Raw genomic sequence first — 14,878 nt, forward strand, 5'->3', positions numbered from 1 at the left:
CTCCGGGGCACCGGGTCCACCCGGTCCGGGAGGGTCAGTCCTGGGCGATGGGCTCCTGCAACTCGGTGACCCACTGGTCGTGGTCCTCCGGGCACTCGAGGTAGAGCTCACGGGCGTAGCCGGTGGAGCGGGCGCCCGCGGAGTCGATCCAACGGCCCAGTGTCTGGGCCGTCGAGACGATGTTCTCCATGGATCCGCGGTGCACGATCGTGGCGGCGCTCCCGATCTCCGGCAGGTCCACGACAGCGAAGTCGTGACCGGCCCCCGGGGCGATGGCGACGGTCAGCCCCGCGTGGACGGTGATCGCACCGTCGCCCTGGGGCGCGTCCTCGTAGTAGGCGACCCCCGGCCCGGTGACGGCCACGCCCGCGGCCTCCAGCCGGCGGCTCAGCTCGGCGTAGAGCGGAGTGATCACCGGTCCGATGTGCTCGGGCCCGAAACCGGCCGCTGTGCTGGTCAGTTCGGCCACCCGGACCGCCGGGATGCGTTTGACCACGACGTCGTCGGCAGACATACGTCCCTCACTTTCGATGGTTCGGAGCCTCGCCTCGACATGGGTCAGCCGGGCGGCGGCCGCCGCCATGGCCTCCTCCAGCTCTGCCCGGCGCAGCCGCAGCATGCCGCGCAACTGCTCGGCGCTCACCCGCTCGTCCAGGATCGACCGCACCTGTTCGAGGCTGAAGCCGAGGTCCTTGAGGGCGATGACGCGGTTGAGCCGGGACAGCTGACCGGCTTCGTAGAAGCGGTAGCCGCTGGCGGGGTCGACGCGGGCGGGCCGCAGCAGCCCGATCGCGTCGTAGTGGTGCAGCATGCGGACCGATACCCGGCCGTGCTTGGCGAAGTCTCCGATGGTGAACATGACGTCTCCCAGTGCAGGTCCTCACACAGTGTGAGAGTCAAGCGCGACCGCCGAAAACGTGCGGAGGGATCGGCGCCGCCTCTGCGAGGCTGTCCGCATGTCCGAGACTCCTGAACCGCCCGCGGCACCGTCCGAAGCCGCTGCCCCGTCCACCCCCGTGCCGGCCACCGCCGTCCCCGTCGCCGGGGAACTGCTCCCCGCCACCCGGCGCGCACTGCTGCACCGGCTCGCCCGAGCACAGTCCGAGGGCCGGACGCCGTCGATGGTGGGTGCGGTGGTGCGGGACGGGGCCACGGTCTGGACGAGCGGCCGCAGCATGATGGAGGGGCACGGCCCCGACGGGGACACCCAGTACCGGATCGGGTCGCTGACCAAGGGCTTCGTGGCGGTGCTGGTCATGCGGCTGCGGGACGAGGGCCTGCTGGACCTCACGGACCCGGTCGAACGGCACCTGCCCGGCACCGTGCCCGGCGGGGCGACGATCGCCCAACTCCTCGCGCACACCTCAGGACTGGCGGCGGAGACGCCCGGCCCGTGGTGGGAGCGCACGGCGGGCGAGCTGCGGCCGGAGCCGGCCGACGTGCTCGGCACGGCTCCGCTGAAGCATCCGGTCGGCCGCGTCCACCACTACTCCAACCCCGGGTACGCGCTGCTGGGCGCCCTGGTGGAGAAGGTGCGGGGCAGGGCCTGGGGCGACGTCCTGCGTGCCGAGGTGCTGGAGCCGCTGGGCATGGCGCGGACGTCGCTGCTGCCCCAGGCCCCGCACGCGGGCGGCTGGGCGGTGCACCCGTGGGCCGACGTGATGCAGCCGGAGCCGCTGCACGACACCGGGCTGATGGCGCCGGCCGGCCAGCTGTGGTCCACGGCGGACGACCTGTGCCGCTGGGCGGCGTTCCTGGCCGCAGGTGACGAACGGGTGCTCAGCGCGGCGTCCGTCGCCGAGATGCGCACCCCGGCCGCGGCGCCGGCGCCGGACTGGGACGCCGGCTACGGGCTGGGCGTGCAGCTGCTGCGCCGTGACGGCCGGCTGCTGGCGGGGCACACCGGGTCCATGCCGGGCTTCCTGGCGGCGCTGTGGGTGAGCGTCGAGGACGGCGTGGGCGCGGTGGTGCTGACCAACGTCACCTCCGGGCCGCAGGTCGCCACCGCGGCGGCCGACCTGGTGGCGATCGTGGCGGAGAACGAGCCGCGCTTCCCCGCCCCGTGGCGCCCCCGGTCGTCGGCGGATCCGGCCCTGCTGGCGCTCACCGGGCCCTGGTACTGGGGCACCAACCCGTTCGTGCTGCGGCTGGAGGCGGAGCGCGACATCGAGCTGGCGGCGTTGAACGGGCGGGGCCGCGGCGCCCGGTTCAGGGCGGAGCCCGACGGCACCTGGACCGGCCTCGACGGCTACTACGCGGGCGAGACGCTGCGGGTGGTGCGCGGCGACGACGGCGAGGTGCGCCATCTCGACCTGGGCTCCTTCGTGTTCACCCGGGAGCCCTACGACCCGGACGCGGACGTGCCGGGAGGCGTGGACCCCGACGGCTGGAGGTAGTGCTAGCACCCCTACCAAGAGACCTGATGTCCGGATGGGCCGGAGTGACGGCGGATCATACGTTGGCTGCGGAGCGTCGGACGAGGGTTCCGGCGATCGGGGAGACTGTGATGACAGCCAAGCGTTCCGCCGTACTGCTCGTGTCCGCCGTGGTCCTGGGAGCCGCGCTGACGGGATGCGACGGGGTGAGCTTCCACGCCGGCAGGGAGCACAAGGCCGTGGACGACGCGAAGGTCGCGGGCCAGGTCAGTGCCGTCGAGGTGGGCACCGGGAGCGGAGACGTCCGTATCCGGCCGGGCACGGGCGGCGGCGTCACCATCCACCGGACCGTGCACTACGACGGCGACACCAAGCCGACGCCCGGCCAGAAGGTCGAGAACGGCCGGCTGACGTTCACCGACGGGTGCGACGACTGCTCGATCGACTACGAGCTGACGGTGCCCGCCGGGGTGAGCGTGAAGGTGAGCACCGGCAGCGGCGACGTGGACGTGCAGGGAGTGGCGTCGGCGAACCTGAAGACGGGGTCGGGCGACCTGGACGTCGCCGGGATCCCGGGCGCGCTGACGACGGTGGCCGGTTCGGGTGATCTGACCGCCACCGGACTCGGCGGATCCGACGTCAGCGCGACCGCCTCGTCGGGCGAGATCCAGCTGACGTTCGCCAAGCCGCCGCAGAAGCTTGCGGTCAAGGCCTCGTCGGGTGACGTCGTCGTCCACGTGCCCGGCGGCCCGTACGCGACCGATGTCAGCACGGGCTCGGGTGACGAACACGTGACGGTGCCGACCGACCCGTCGGCCACCGCCCGCATCCAGGTGAAGACGGGCTCCGGCGACGTCACGCTCAGCCGGTCGGGGGCCTGACCCGGCCCTCGGCAGGGGGAGCGGTGACGGGGGCGGCGACGCGGGGCGATAACGGGGGCGACGAAGGTCCCCGCCCGCGATGTTCCACGTGGAACATCGCGGGAGCGGGTCCGCGTACGGTGGCCTGCCGCGCAAAACGGGTGGCTCGATCGATGCTCCTGGTCGCACGCTGGGAACGTACTCCCCGCAGAGGCGGGGCCGGCGAAGCACGAAGGAGACGCCCGCGTGGCACGGCTGCACCTTTTCGACATGGACGGCACGTTGATGCACGGCTCCTCGGCGAGCATGGAACTGGCCCGGGAGCTGGACATGGTCGAGGAGATCAAGGAGCTGGAGCTCGGGCTGATCCGCGGCACGCTGGACCCGCCGGGGTTCGCGGAGCGGGTGTACGCCCTGTGGGCGACGCTGACGGAGGAGCGGCTGCAGGCCGCTTTCGAGGGCGCCCCGTGGCTGGACGGCATACGCGAGGTCTGGACGGAGATCACCGATCGCGGTGAGCACTGTGCGGTGATCTCCCTGTCGCCGGACTTCTTCGTCCGCCGGCTGACGGCGTGGGGCGTCCATGAGGCGCGCTCGTCAGTCTTCCCGCCCGTGCCCTTCGCACCCGAGGCGGTGCTCGATCTGGCGGGGATCCTGGTGCCCGAGTCGAAGGTGGGCATCGCCGATGAACTCTGCGCCCAGTACGGGGTGACGCGGGCGGACTGCGTGGCTTATGGGGATTCGCTGTCGGACGCGGCGCTCTTCGGGGTGGTGCCGACGTCGGTGGCGGTAAATGGTGACCACTATGTACGGGATCTGGCTACTCATGCCTATACCGGTCGCGACTTGCGCGAGGCTTTCGAGCTGGTGAATGAATTCGACCGCGGATGACCGATTGAGGCCACCTCTGCTACCCCGATGACGTTGCGCAAACCGAATTCCGCGAATGTGTGGGAAGGGTCACGGCGTTCGGCCAACGTGCCAGGACTAATCGGCCAACTGGGGTTGCTGAACAGCGGGTTCCGGGTATGGTCGACTCCGTTCGAGCGCCTCGGACCACCGCCGTAAGCCGACGCATCCTAACCTGAATGCATCCCTGTTTCCTGTGCTTCCGGCTAATTGTCCGATGCGCCGCCCCTGCGTGACACGCTCGCACCCCACCACGCGTGACACACGTCGGGAAATCGACCGGGGAAGTTCGAGGCGAAGCTCACGATGGACGCTCTGACCACCAACTCGGCCGAGACGGATCCGAACCGGGGTTGGTTCACACCGCCGGAACGTGAACCCGAGGCCCGGGAGGAAACGGCGGAAGGCGGTGAATCCGAGATACCCAGCAGGTCCCCCGCCGCGATAAGGCCGGTCGGCAGGGCCGCAACCCGCAAGCAGCGAGCCCAGGACGAGGCGGAGGAACGGGCGGGCCGGCCGCCGGATACCGTGCCGCCGGCAGCCCCGGAGTCCACCCCCGCCTATCTGACGGATCCGGACCCGGACCCCGCGCCCGGAGCGGCGCACCCCTCCACCCAGCAGGCCGCGCAGACATCCGCGGCCTCGCCGGACGCGCTGCTGATCCGGCGGACCATGGAGGAGATCGGCCCGGTCGCCGACCGGACCACCAGCTACTTCTACGCCCTGCTGTTCATCCGGCACCCCGAGCTGCGGGAGCTCTTCCCCGCCGCCATGGACGCCCAGCGCGACCGGATCCTGAAAGCGCTGCTCACCGCGGCCGACAACATCGACAACACCGAGTACCTGGTCGAGTACCTGTCCAACCTGGGCCGCGGCCACCGCAAGTACGGCACGCGCCCCGAGCACTACCCGGCGGTCGGCGAGGCCCTGATCGGGGCGCTCACCCGGTACGCCGCGGCCGTCTGGGACCCGCTGACCGAGGCCGCGTGGGTACGCGCCTACACGGTGATCTCGCAGGTGATGATCGACGCGGCCGCCGCCGACGAGCGGCGCGCGCCGCCGTGGTGGCAGGCCGAGATCGTCTCGCACGAGCCGCGCACCCCGGACATCGCCGTGGTGACCGTACGGCCCGACCAGCCGTACCCGTTCCTCGCCGGCCAGTACACGTCGCTCGAGACGCCCTGGTGGCCCCGGGTGTGGCGGCACTACTCCTTCGCGTCGGCGCCCCGCTCTGACGGCCTGCTCTCCTTCCACGTCAAGGCGGTCCCGGCCGGCTGGGTGAGCAACGCGCTGGTGCACCGCGCGCGGCCGGGCGACGTCATCCGGCTCGGCCCGCCGGCCGGCTCGATGGTCATCGACCACACGACGGACAGCGGACTGCTGTGCGTCGGCGGCGGTACCGGCATCGCGCCGATCAAGGCGCTGGTCGAGGACGTCGTGGAGCACGGCCGCAAGCGCTCGGTCGAGGTCTTCTACGGCGCGCGCCACGACCACGACCTGTACGACCTCGACACGATGCTGCGGCTGCGGGACGAGCACCCCTGGCTCTCCGTGCGGCCGGTGGTCGCCGACACCCCGGCCGGCAGCCTGTCGGGGCCGCTGCCGGACATCGTGCGGCAGTACGGCCCGTGGGAGCGGTACGACGCCTATCTCTCGGGCCCGCCCGGAATGATCCGCAGCAGCATGGACGCACTCGTAGGCGGCGGCATGCCCTCGCACCGCATACGGCACGACGCACTGGAGGAACTTGTGGCGGCGGGTGACTAGCCAACCGGAGCGACCAGGCAGCGACGGTGAGCACCTGATGCAGACGGAACTCGGCACGGGCGCACGCGCCGACCGGTTCTACGACGACCAGGTGCGGGACCGGCTCAACTCGAGGATGCGGGAGTTCGTCGCGCAGCAGGAGTTGTTCTTCCTGTCCACGGCGGACCGGCGCGGGGAGTGCGACAGCACGTTCCGGGCGGGACCGCCCGGCTTCGTACGGGTCCTCGACGACCGGAGGCTGGCGTACCCCGAGTACCGGGGCAACGGTGTCATGGCCTCGCTCGGCAACATCCGCGAGAACCCGCACGTCGGGATCCTGCTGATCGACTTCGCGCGGGACCGGATCGGGCTGCACGTCAACGGCCGCGCGCTGCTGGTCCCGGACGAGCGGATGCGCGCGGAGCACCCGGACCTGCCGGAGGATCCGGTACCCGGGCGGCGTCCGCAGATGTGGGTCGAGGTGGAGGTCGAGGAGGCCTACATCCACTGCTCGAAGCACATTCCGCGACTGGTCGCAGCGCCTCTGCAGAAAGGTTCCGCCACGGGTGGCGGGCGCCCGTGGGGCACCGACGACGTACGCCGCAAGGGCGGCGACCACTTCGGCGCGGCCGCCGAACGCCGCCCGGAACGTCAGGGGGCGATGCGGGGCTCCGTGCCTGCGGTGCGGGGCTCCGTGCCGGACGCGCCGGTCTCCGTGCCGGACGTTCCCGCGGCGGTGCCCGTGCGGGGCGGGCCGGCTTCCGTGCCGGTGCCCGAGCCCGTTCACAGGACGGGGGCGGCGTCCGGACCGTCCGCGCAGCCCGGACGTTCCGCGCAGCCCGCACCGTCATCAGCGCAGGCCGCGCAGCACGCGCTGGAGCGGCCCGGCGCCCGGCTCGGGGGCTGGTTCCGCGGCTGGTTCCCCCGGCAGGTGAGCTGACCTCTCGGCCCAGGGCAGGGCCGGTCGGCCCAGGTCAGCCCAGGTCCGGGCCGATCAGGCCCAGCACGCCTTCGATGTTCGCGTCGAGGTAGTGCCGCAACGTCAGCGGCACCACCTCGACCGAGGCCAGCCCGACCCGGGTGAAGGGCACGCGGACGACGTCGTACGTGCCGCACGGGTCGTCCATCTCGGGGCCGTGCCGGAGGGCCAGGTCCATCGAGGAGAGCCGGCACGCGAAGAAGTACTGCACCTTCACGCCGTGGGCGCCGTCCGCGATGTGCTCGACGCTGTCGACGAAGGCCGGGACCACGTCGGTGATCTTGGCTCCCAGCTCCTCGTCCACTTCACGGTGGAGGGCGTCGACGACCGAGAGGTCGTCGTCCTCCACGCCGCCGCCCGGAGTGATCCAGTAGGGGGCGAGGCCGGGCTTGGTGCGCTTGATGAGGACCATGCAGTCGCCGTCGATCAGGATCGCCCGGGCGGTGCGCTTGACCACCGGGCGGGTGGCCGGGACTTCGGCCGGAGCTTCGTTCTCCTGGGGCATGGTTGAGATCTGCCGCGGCACAAGGATCGACAAACGCTCCGGGAGCGGTGAATCGGAGCACTCGGTTCCCGTTGCCGCGCCACGGGCGCCCGCAGCCGGCCCGCAGCCGTCCCGCCGTCGGCCCGCCATCACCCCGCCACCGCCTCGCCGGGGCCGCCTCGAAAGGCCGCGCTACCAGCCCTGCGCGGCGGTCAGCAGCCGTTCGTGGGCCCGCGCGAGGTGCGGCAGCGCGAGGGTGCCGGCCCGGGTCGCCAGGAAGTAGGTGCGCAGCGGGGGCACCGGTGGTTCGAGCAGCAGCGTGATCTCGCCGGCCGCGAGCGCGTCCGCGCACAGGTAGCGGGGCAGGACGGCCAGCCCGACGCCGCCGCGCACGCAGTCCAGGACGGCACGCAGGTCGGGGACGACGATCGCGGGGTTCCGGGTGGGCCGGGCGTCGAAGACGGCCGACCAGTACTGGGAGAGCAGCCGGCACTCCTCGTCGCAGGTCACGACGGGCAGGTCGTCGAGCAGTTGCGGGCCGTGGTCGCGCACCCCGTGCGGGCCGCCGGTCCGCTCCCGCCACCGGGGCGCGGCGACCAGGGCGTACTCCTCGTCCCACAGCGGCACGGCCGCTATCAGCCGGTCGCGGGGCTGCACGCTGACGACGGCCAGGTCGTGGTGGCCCGCGGCGAGCCCCGCCAGCGCCTCGTCGTCGCCGCTGAGCGAGACCCGCAGGTGCAGCCCGTCGGCGACCAGCGGCGCCAGAGCGGGCAGGATGCGCAGCGCGGTGAACTCGGGCGGGCCCGCCAGGTGCAGGCTGTGGGCGCCGGGGCCGTCCTCGTCGGGGGCCGCCGCGGTGATCTCCAGCAGCGCGTCGAGGTGCGGGGCGACCTTGTGGGCGAGTTCGTCGCCGACGGTGGTGGGGGCGACGCCGCGGGGCAGCCGCAGGAAGAGCGGGCGGCCGACCTGGCGTTCGAGCGTGCGGATCTGGCCGGTGACGGCGGGCTGGGACAGGCCCAGGAGCTGGGCGGCGCGGGTGAACGAGCCGGCCCGGTGGACGGTGACGAAGGTGCGCAGGAGAGCCAGGTCCACCGGGGTCTCCTCACAGCCAGAACCTGACGATACGTCAAGTATAAATTTATCGATAGGTAGTACCAAGTACTGTGATTGGACACTGACGCAGAGTCAACTAGCCTTGTTCGAGCGCATCTTCGCGCGTTGCGCCAGGGCGGTTCGAGCCACGAGGGGGGAGGCTCGAACCGCCCATTCTGCGTAGGGCTCCGTGCATATATGCGTAGAGGCCCTACTTGGCGGCGTCCAGGGCGCGGGTGACGTCGTCGACGATGTCGCCCGCGTCCTCCACGCCCACCGAGAACCGGATGAAACCGGGCGCGACCGCGTCGCCGCCCCAGCGGGCCCGGCGCTCGGCCGTGCACTGGACGCTCCCGAAGCTCGTCGCCTCGACGGTGATCCGCAGCGCGGCGAGGAAGCGCTCGGCGTGCTCCTGGTCGGGCAGCGTGAAGGAGACGACGCTGCCGAACCGGCGCATCTGGGCGGCGGCGAGTGCGTGCGCCGGGTCGGTGGACAGGCCGGGGTGGCGCAGATCGGTCACCTCCGGGCGCTCGGCGAGGGCGGTGGCCAGCGCGAGGGCGTTGGCGGCCTGCCGGTCCACGCGCAGCGAGAGGGTGGCCAGGGAGCGGTGCGCGAGCCAGGCCTCCATCGGGCCGGGGATGGCGCCGACAGTCTTGCGCCACAGCACGGTCTGCGCGGCCAGCTCCGGGTCGCGGGTCGTCACGTAGCCGAGCAGCAGGTCGCCGTGGCCGGTCAGCGCCTTGGTGCCGCTGGCGACCGAGAAGTCGGCGCCCAGGTCGAGCGGGCGCTGGCCCAGCGGGGAGGCCAGGGTGTTGTCGACGGCGACGAGGGCGCCGGCCGCGTGCGCGGCGTCGGCGAGCCGGCGGATGTCGCAGATGTCGAGGCCGGGGTTGGACGGCGTCTCCACCCACAGCAGCCGCGCGCCCTCCAGCGCCTCCAACTGCGCGTCGTCGCGGGTCGGCGCGAGCCGCACGGTGACCCCGTACGACTCCAGCCGCGCCTGGAGGCTCCGGGTCGCCTGGTAGCAGTCGGAGGGCAGGACGACGATGTCGCCCGCGCTCAGCTGCGACAGGAGCACGGCGGAGACGGCGGCCATGCCCGAGGCGAAGACGGTGGTCCTGGCCGTCGGGTCGCCGGGGGACTCCAGCTCGGAGATCGCCTGCTCCAGCAGGGTCCAGGTCGGGTTCTGGTCCCGGCCGTAGGTGTACGGGCCCGTCGCTTCGCCGGGCAGGTGGAAGTGCGAGACGAAGGCGGGGCCGGGCAGGGACGGCTCGTACGGCCGGGCGGGCGGGCGCCCGGCGTGCACGCTGCGGGTGCTCTCGCCCGCGGTGCTCTCGCCCGCGGTGCCGCCTCCCGCTGTGCCGCCTCCTGCTGTGCTGCCGCCCGCAGAGCCGCCTTCGGGGGCGTCGGCGATCTCGTCGCGGTCGTACTCGGCCATCGGTGCCTCCTGGGGGACTGGGTCGCCGCCACGTTCGCACGTGGGTCGCACGTGGGTCCTGCGGGGGGTCGCACGTGGTTCGTGCGGGTGCGCGGGTCCAGTCAACCCGATCCGGAGCGGGGGCCCGATCCTGCGGGTCCGGCCCCCGCCGGCGCGGGTAACGCCACGGCTCAGTCCTCGTCGGGCAGGAGCATGTTCAGCGCCCAGGAGACGATGCTGATGATCAGGCCGCCGAGCAGCGCCGCCCAGAAGCCCTCGACGTGGAAGTCGAGGCTGAGCTTGCCCGCCAGCCAGGAGGTCAGCAGCAGCATCAGCGCGTTCACGACCAGCGTGATCAGGCCGAGGGTGAGGATGAACAGCGGGAAGGACAGCAGCTTGACGACCGGCTTGACCAGCCAGTTCACCAGGCCGAAGACCACGGCGACCAGGATGACGGTGAGCACCTTGTGCCACGTGTCGTCGCCGGTGAGGGTGATGTTCTTGACCAGCCAGATGGCCACACCGAGGGCCCCGGCGTTGGCGAGCGTCTTGACGACGAAATTCTTCATGGTGTGATCGTGGCAGAACTGATCGTCCGAGCAAGAGATGCGACGAGGGAGAGCTGCGATGAGGGTGTTCCGGCTGGACGACCTGGAGGCGGAGCGGGCCGCCAACAACGGGGCCTATCTCAGCTTCCTGCGGGAGCGGAACATGTCGGCGGGCCTGTACGCCTTGCAGGCCGGGGAGCTCGACACGCAGGCGCCGCACCAGCAGGACGAGATCTACCTGGTGGTGAGCGGCCGGGCGGCGATCACCGTGGGGGAGGAGACGACCACGGTGGCACGGGGCAGTGTCGTGTACGTGCCGGCCGGGGTGGCGCACCGCTTCCACCACGTGACGGAGGACCTGCGGGTCATGGTGGTGTTCTCTCCGCCGGAGGCGTGAGCGCGTGAGCGCGGGAGGGCGGCTGAGCGCCGGAGGGCCGGCGGCTGGGCTCCGGCGGGCCGGCGGCTGGGCTCCGGATCGGGGAAGCCGGACCGCCTGAGCACCGGATGCGGAACCCCGAGTGAGGGTTCCGACCCCGAGGCTCCGTAGGGGAACGGTCAGGGAAGGATCGGGTCTGCCACCCCTCCGCCGACCCCCTCCCCGGCTCTAGAGTCGAAGCACGAGGTCAACGAAGGAACCTGGAGGGAAACAGTCATGGAAGAGCTGGTCAAGGGTCTGCCCTGGTGGATCAAGTGGGTGGCGATCCCGGTGATCGCTCTCGTCGTCTTCGGCGGCCTGATCATGAGCCTGATCGGCTTCGTCATCGGTCTGCTGTTCAAGGTGCTGGTCTTCGCCGCGCTGGTCGGCGGGTTGATCTTCCTGGTGAAGAAGTTCACCTCGGGGTCCTCGTCCTCCTCGCACCGTGACTGGTAGGTCCCCGGGGGGCCGGAGCCCGTACGACGCGCCCGCTGGGCGCCGGGGCGGGGGCGGTGCGGCGCGATGACGCGCCCCGCCCCCACCGCTACTTCCCCCGGCGCCGACGGCCGCCGCCACCGCTCCTCGGCGCGGGCGTCTTCCCCACTGCGGACGTTCCCGCACCCGGTGTACCGGTACTCGGTCCGCCCGCACCCGGCTTGCCCGCCCTCGCATCCTGCCGGTCGGCACTGACAACGAGCGCCGCCAGCAGGGTCGTCAGGGGGACCGACGCGACGAGGCCGATACTGCCGACGAGCGTCCGGACGATCTCCTCCGCCACCAGCTCGCTGCCGGCGACCCGCAGCACCCCGCTGCGCGCCACCGAGAACAGCAGCAGGAGCGGCAGCGCCGCACCTGCGTACGCCATCACCAGCGTGTTCACCACGGACGCGATGTGGTCCCGGCCGATCCGCATGCCGGCGCCGTAGAGCTTGCGCCAGCTCGCGCCGGGGTCGGCGTCCTTCAGCTCCCACACCGCCGCGGTCTGCGTGACCGTCACGTCGTCCAGGACGCCGAGCGAGCCGATGATGACGCCGGCCAGCAGCAGCCCCTTGATCTCGATCCCCGGGTAGAGGACGTGGACGAGCCCCGTCTCGTCCGAGGTGTTGCCCGTCAGGTGCGCCCAGGAGATGAAGACGGAGCCGAGGATCCCGATCAGGAACAGCGAGCAGAGCGTGCCGATGACGGCCACCGACGTCCGGGCGTTGAGCCCGTGGCACATGTAGAGCGCGATCAGCATGATCGCGCTGCCGCCGATGACCGCCACCAGCAGCGGATCGTGGCCGTGCAGGATCGCCGGGAGGATGAACAGCGTCAGGATCGCGAAGCTGATGACCAGTGCGACCAGGGCCATCAGACCGCGCAGCCGGCCGACGGCGATGACGGCGAGCGCGAAGATCCCGGCCAGCAGGGCCAGCGGGAACCCGCGGTCGACGTCCGTCACCGCGTACTGCAGCTCCTTCGGGGCGTTGGGGGCGTACGCCACCACGACGCCCTGGCCCACCGTGTAGCGGCGGGTCTGATCAGGGTGCACGATCTCGATGAACGTCCGGCCCTTGTCCTTGCCGGTCGTGACCTCGATGGTCGCCTTGTCGCAGCGTTCCTGCGGGTCGGGGGAGCCTGGAGAGCCGGGGGAACCGGGGGCCGGCGGTGACGGTGCTCCGGCTTCCGGGCCGCTTCCCGTGCTGCCGTTCGCCTCGGCGCAGGCGATGTCGTCGATCCGGGTGACCCGCGCCTGCTGCGTCTGCTGGTCGAACCCGACGCCGGTGTGCGCGTGCTGCGGCACCCCGCCCGGCCACAGCACGACCAGCCCGACGAGCACCGCGGCGGCGAACGGCACCAGCACCGCCGCGACGACCTTCCGCAGGTGCTTCGAGACCGGCGGCACGGGACCGTGGCCGTGCGAGTGACCGTGGGAGTGGCCGTGCGCCTGGTCATGCACCTGGCCATGCGGCTGGCCGTGCGATGGGCCGCGGGACGAGCCATGGGATGAGCCGTGGGATGAGCCGTGGGTTTGCGGGGGGCCGGGGGCGTGCGGGTGGGCGGGGGGCGGCGTCTGGGGGGTGTCCACGGATCGATCATCGCAAGACCCCCTGGTGTGCGTTCGTACGCAACCGCTACCGTGGGGGCACCTTTGCAATCGCGGGAGCTCGGAGCACCGGGCTGAGAGGGCGCTGAATCTCTGCGCCGACCGCTGAACCTGTTACCGGGTAATGCCGGCGTAGGGAGTTGGGTCTCATGACCACGCAGGATGCACGCATGCCTGTCTCCGTTCAGCCCGTTTCGGCGGACAAGCCCGTCTCGGCGGCGCGGCCCGCCGCTTCGGGGAAGCGCGAGCCCGGCTGGCACAAGGGCTACCTGACCGGCTCCAGGCCGGACATCCAGGTCCCCGTGCGCCAGGTGCACCTCACCACCGGCCGTGACGTGACGCTGTACGACACGTCGGGGCCGTACACCGATCCGAACGTCACCACCGACGTCCGCCGCGGCCTGGCGCCGCTGCGCGAGAACTGGATCATCGGGCGCGGCGACACCGAGGAGTACGCGGGCCGCCCGGTCCGCCCCGAGGACGACGGGATCAAGCACACCTCCCCCCGCGGCGGCCTGCGCAACCTCGACGCGGTCTTCCCCGGCCGCCCCCGGACGCCCCGCAGGGGGCGGGACGGGCAGGCGGTGACGCAGCTCGCGTACGCCCGCCGCGGCGACATCACCCCGGAGATGGAGTACATCGCGATCCGCGAGAACGTCTCCCCCGAGGTGGTGCGTGAGGAGATCGCGGCAGGCCGGGCCGTCATGCCGATGAACGTGAACCACCCGGAGATCGAGCCGATGATCATCGGCAAGCGGTTCCTGGTGAAGGTCAACGCCAACATCGGCAACTCCGCGGTCACCTCCTCGATCGAGGAGGAGGTGGACAAGATGACGTGGGCCACCAAGTGGGGCGCCGACACCGTCATGGACCTGTCCACCGGCCGCAACATCCACACCACCCGCGAGTGGGTGCTGCGCAACTCCCCCGTGCCCATCGGCACCGTCCCCCTCTACCAGGCGCTGGAGAAGGTCGACGGCAAGGCCGAGGAGCTGACCTGGGACGTCTACCGGGACACCGTCATCGAGCAGGCCGAGCAGGGCGTCGACTACATGACGGTGCACGCCGGCGTGCTGCTGCGGTACGTCCCGCTCACCGCCCGCCGCAAGACCGGCATCGTCTCGCGCGGCGGCTCGATCATGGCCGCGTGGTGCCTCGCGCACCACAAGGAGTCGTTCCTCTACGAGAACTTCGAGGAGCTCTGCGACATCCTCGCCTCCTACGACGTCACGTACTCGCTCGGCGACGGCCTGCGCCCCGGCTCCATCGCCGACGCCAACGACGAGGCGCAGTTCGCGGAGCTGCGCACGCTGGGCGAGCTGAACACCATCGCCAAGCGGCACAACGTGCAGACCATGATCGAGGGCCCCGGGCACGTCCCGATGCACAAGATCAAGGAGAACATCGACCTCCAGCAGGAGATCTGCGAGGAGGCGCCGTTCTACACGCTCGGCCCGCTGACCACCGACGTCGCCCCCGCCTACGACCACATCACGTCGGGCATCGGCGCCGCGATGATCGCCTGGTGGGGCACCGCGATGCTCTGCTACGTCACGCCCAAGGAGCACCTGGGCCTGCCCAACCGCGACGACGTCAAGACGGGCGTCATCACGTACAAGATCGCGGCCCACGCGGCGGACCTGGCCAAGGGCCACCCGGGGGCCCAGGACTGGGACGACGCACTGTCGGACGCCCGCTTCGAGTTCCGCTGGGAGGACCAGTTCAACCTGGCGATGGACCCGGACACCGCCCGTGACTTCCACGATGAGACCCTGCCGGCGGACGGCGCCAAGACCGCGCACTTCTGCTCCATGTGCGGCCCCAAGTTCTGCTCGATGAAGATCAGCCAGAACATCCGCAAGGAGCACGCCGGAGACCTCCTCCTGGACCCGGAGGCCGGCATGCGCCAGAAGTCCGAGGAGTTCGCGGCAAGCGGCAACCGCGTCTACCTGCCGCTGGCCGACTGA

General features: G+C 71.6%; 14 protein-coding genes and 1 riboswitch. Of the genes, 8 read left to right on the forward strand and 6 right to left on the reverse strand.

Features of this window, described 5'->3' with window-relative positions:
* Nucleotides 1-34 precede the first annotated feature (34 nt).
* On the reverse strand, nt 35-859 hold the full coding sequence (locus ABZ721_RS15370; RefSeq protein ID WP_358789109.1) for a MerR family transcriptional regulator: 825 nt from the start codon (nt 857-859) through the stop codon (nt 35-37).
* Between the two features lie 97 nt (nt 860-956).
* Here ABZ721_RS15370 and ABZ721_RS15375 point away from each other — a divergent pair, with 97 nt between their 5' ends.
* The 5 genes from ABZ721_RS15375 to ABZ721_RS15395 all read left to right on the forward strand — a co-directional run bounded on the left by ABZ721_RS15375 (nt 957) and on the right by ABZ721_RS15395 (nt 6,830).
* Nucleotides 957-2,396: a serine hydrolase domain-containing protein gene (locus tag ABZ721_RS15375; RefSeq protein WP_358789110.1), complete on the forward strand. Its 1,440-nt coding sequence runs from the start codon at nt 957-959 to the stop codon at nt 2,394-2,396.
* A 110-nt stretch (nt 2,397-2,506) separates the two neighbouring features.
* Complete coding sequence (locus ABZ721_RS15380; RefSeq protein WP_358789111.1) at nt 2,507-3,256, forward strand: DUF4097 family beta strand repeat-containing protein; 750 nt, start codon at nt 2,507-2,509, stop codon at nt 3,254-3,256.
* 225 nt (nt 3,257-3,481) lie between these two features.
* A complete protein-coding gene (locus ABZ721_RS15385) occupies nt 3,482-4,126 on the forward strand; it encodes a haloacid dehalogenase-like hydrolase (protein ID WP_358789112.1) in 645 nt (214 codons plus the stop codon).
* 324 nt (nt 4,127-4,450) lie between these two features.
* Nucleotides 4,451-5,911: a globin domain-containing protein gene (locus tag ABZ721_RS15390; RefSeq protein ID WP_358789113.1), complete on the forward strand. Its 1,461-nt coding sequence runs from the start codon at nt 4,451-4,453 to the stop codon at nt 5,909-5,911.
* Between the two features lie 37 nt (nt 5,912-5,948).
* The gene (locus tag ABZ721_RS15395) at nt 5,949-6,830 is read left to right on the forward strand and encodes a pyridoxamine 5'-phosphate oxidase family protein (protein WP_358789114.1); all 882 of its coding nucleotides are present in this window, start codon (nt 5,949-5,951) and stop codon (nt 6,828-6,830) included.
* A gap of 34 nt (nt 6,831-6,864) precedes the next feature.
* On the opposite strand, the gene ABZ721_RS15400 is transcribed toward ABZ721_RS15395, so the two are convergent.
* The 4 genes from ABZ721_RS15400 to ABZ721_RS15415 all read right to left on the reverse strand — a co-directional run bounded on the left by ABZ721_RS15400 (nt 6,865) and on the right by ABZ721_RS15415 (nt 10,431).
* Nucleotides 6,865-7,374 (reverse strand): NUDIX hydrolase, encoded by a 510-nt coding sequence (locus ABZ721_RS15400; protein ID WP_358789115.1) that lies wholly within the window; start codon nt 7,372-7,374, stop codon nt 6,865-6,867.
* A 171-nt stretch (nt 7,375-7,545) separates the two neighbouring features.
* Nucleotides 7,546-8,445 carry a LysR family transcriptional regulator gene (locus ABZ721_RS15405; protein WP_358789116.1) on the reverse strand — a complete coding sequence of 300 codons (900 nt, stop codon included), beginning with the start codon at nt 8,443-8,445 and terminating at the stop codon, nt 7,546-7,548.
* Between the two features lie 211 nt (nt 8,446-8,656).
* Complete coding sequence (locus tag ABZ721_RS15410) at nt 8,657-9,883, reverse strand: cystathionine gamma-lyase (RefSeq protein ID WP_358789117.1); 1,227 nt, start codon at nt 9,881-9,883, stop codon at nt 8,657-8,659.
* Between the two features lie 170 nt (nt 9,884-10,053).
* Nucleotides 10,054-10,431, reverse strand: coding sequence for a phage holin family protein (locus ABZ721_RS15415; protein ID WP_277439089.1), 378 nt, complete (start codon nt 10,429-10,431; stop codon nt 10,054-10,056).
* 58 nt (nt 10,432-10,489) lie between these two features.
* On the opposite strand from ABZ721_RS15415, the gene ABZ721_RS15420 reads away from it, so the two are divergent.
* Together ABZ721_RS15420 and ABZ721_RS15425 are read left to right on the forward strand one after the other, a co-directional pair.
* Nucleotides 10,490-10,807, forward strand: a complete 318-nt coding sequence (locus tag ABZ721_RS15420) for a cupin domain-containing protein (RefSeq protein ID WP_358789118.1) — start codon at nt 10,490-10,492, stop codon at nt 10,805-10,807.
* A gap of 255 nt (nt 10,808-11,062) precedes the next feature.
* Nucleotides 11,063-11,281 (forward strand): DUF5326 family protein, encoded by a 219-nt coding sequence (locus tag ABZ721_RS15425; protein WP_358789119.1) that lies wholly within the window; start codon nt 11,063-11,065, stop codon nt 11,279-11,281.
* Nucleotides 11,282-11,369: 88 nt separating this feature from the next.
* On the opposite strand, the gene ABZ721_RS15430 is transcribed toward ABZ721_RS15425, so the two are convergent.
* Nucleotides 11,370-12,764 (reverse strand): YibE/F family protein, encoded by a 1,395-nt coding sequence (locus ABZ721_RS15430; RefSeq protein WP_358789120.1) that lies wholly within the window; start codon nt 12,762-12,764, stop codon nt 11,370-11,372.
* A gap of 190 nt (nt 12,765-12,954) precedes the next feature.
* A riboswitch (TPP riboswitch) is annotated at nt 12,955-13,067 on the forward strand.
* Between ABZ721_RS15430 and thiC the strand changes: the two genes are divergently transcribed.
* Nucleotides 13,061-14,878, forward strand: a complete 1,818-nt coding sequence (thiC, locus tag ABZ721_RS15435) for a phosphomethylpyrimidine synthase ThiC (protein WP_358789121.1) — start codon at nt 13,061-13,063, stop codon at nt 14,876-14,878. Its footprint overlaps the riboswitch before it by 7 nt.

Origin of the sequence: Streptomyces sp. NPDC006733 (assembly GCF_040636125.1) — a bacterium.
Classification (GTDB): domain Bacteria; phylum Actinomycetota; class Actinomycetes; order Streptomycetales; family Streptomycetaceae; genus Actinacidiphila.

Coding starts and splice junctions, on each gene's coding strand:
- ABZ721_RS15410 (WP_358789117.1), bottom strand. CDS start 9,883: ATGGCCGAGTACGACCGCGACGAGATCGCCGACGCCCCCGAAGGCGGC.
- thiC (WP_358789121.1), top strand. CDS start 13,061: ATGACCACGCAGGATGCACGCATGCCTGTCTCCGTTCAGCCCGTTTCG.
- ABZ721_RS15395 (WP_358789114.1), top strand. CDS start 5,949: ATGCAGACGGAACTCGGCACGGGCGCACGCGCCGACCGGTTCTACGAC.
- ABZ721_RS15390 (WP_358789113.1), top strand. CDS start 4,451: ATGGACGCTCTGACCACCAACTCGGCCGAGACGGATCCGAACCGGGGT.
- ABZ721_RS15375 (WP_358789110.1), top strand. CDS start 957: ATGTCCGAGACTCCTGAACCGCCCGCGGCACCGTCCGAAGCCGCTGCC.
- ABZ721_RS15425 (WP_358789119.1), top strand. CDS start 11,063: ATGGAAGAGCTGGTCAAGGGTCTGCCCTGGTGGATCAAGTGGGTGGCG.
- ABZ721_RS15400 (WP_358789115.1), bottom strand. CDS start 7,374: ATGCCCCAGGAGAACGAAGCTCCGGCCGAAGTCCCGGCCACCCGCCCG.
- ABZ721_RS15420 (WP_358789118.1), top strand. CDS start 10,490: ATGAGGGTGTTCCGGCTGGACGACCTGGAGGCGGAGCGGGCCGCCAAC.
- ABZ721_RS15380 (WP_358789111.1), top strand. CDS start 2,507: ATGACAGCCAAGCGTTCCGCCGTACTGCTCGTGTCCGCCGTGGTCCTG.
- ABZ721_RS15370 (WP_358789109.1), bottom strand. CDS start 859: ATGTTCACCATCGGAGACTTCGCCAAGCACGGCCGGGTATCGGTCCGC.
- ABZ721_RS15415 (WP_277439089.1), bottom strand. CDS start 10,431: ATGAAGAATTTCGTCGTCAAGACGCTCGCCAACGCCGGGGCCCTCGGT.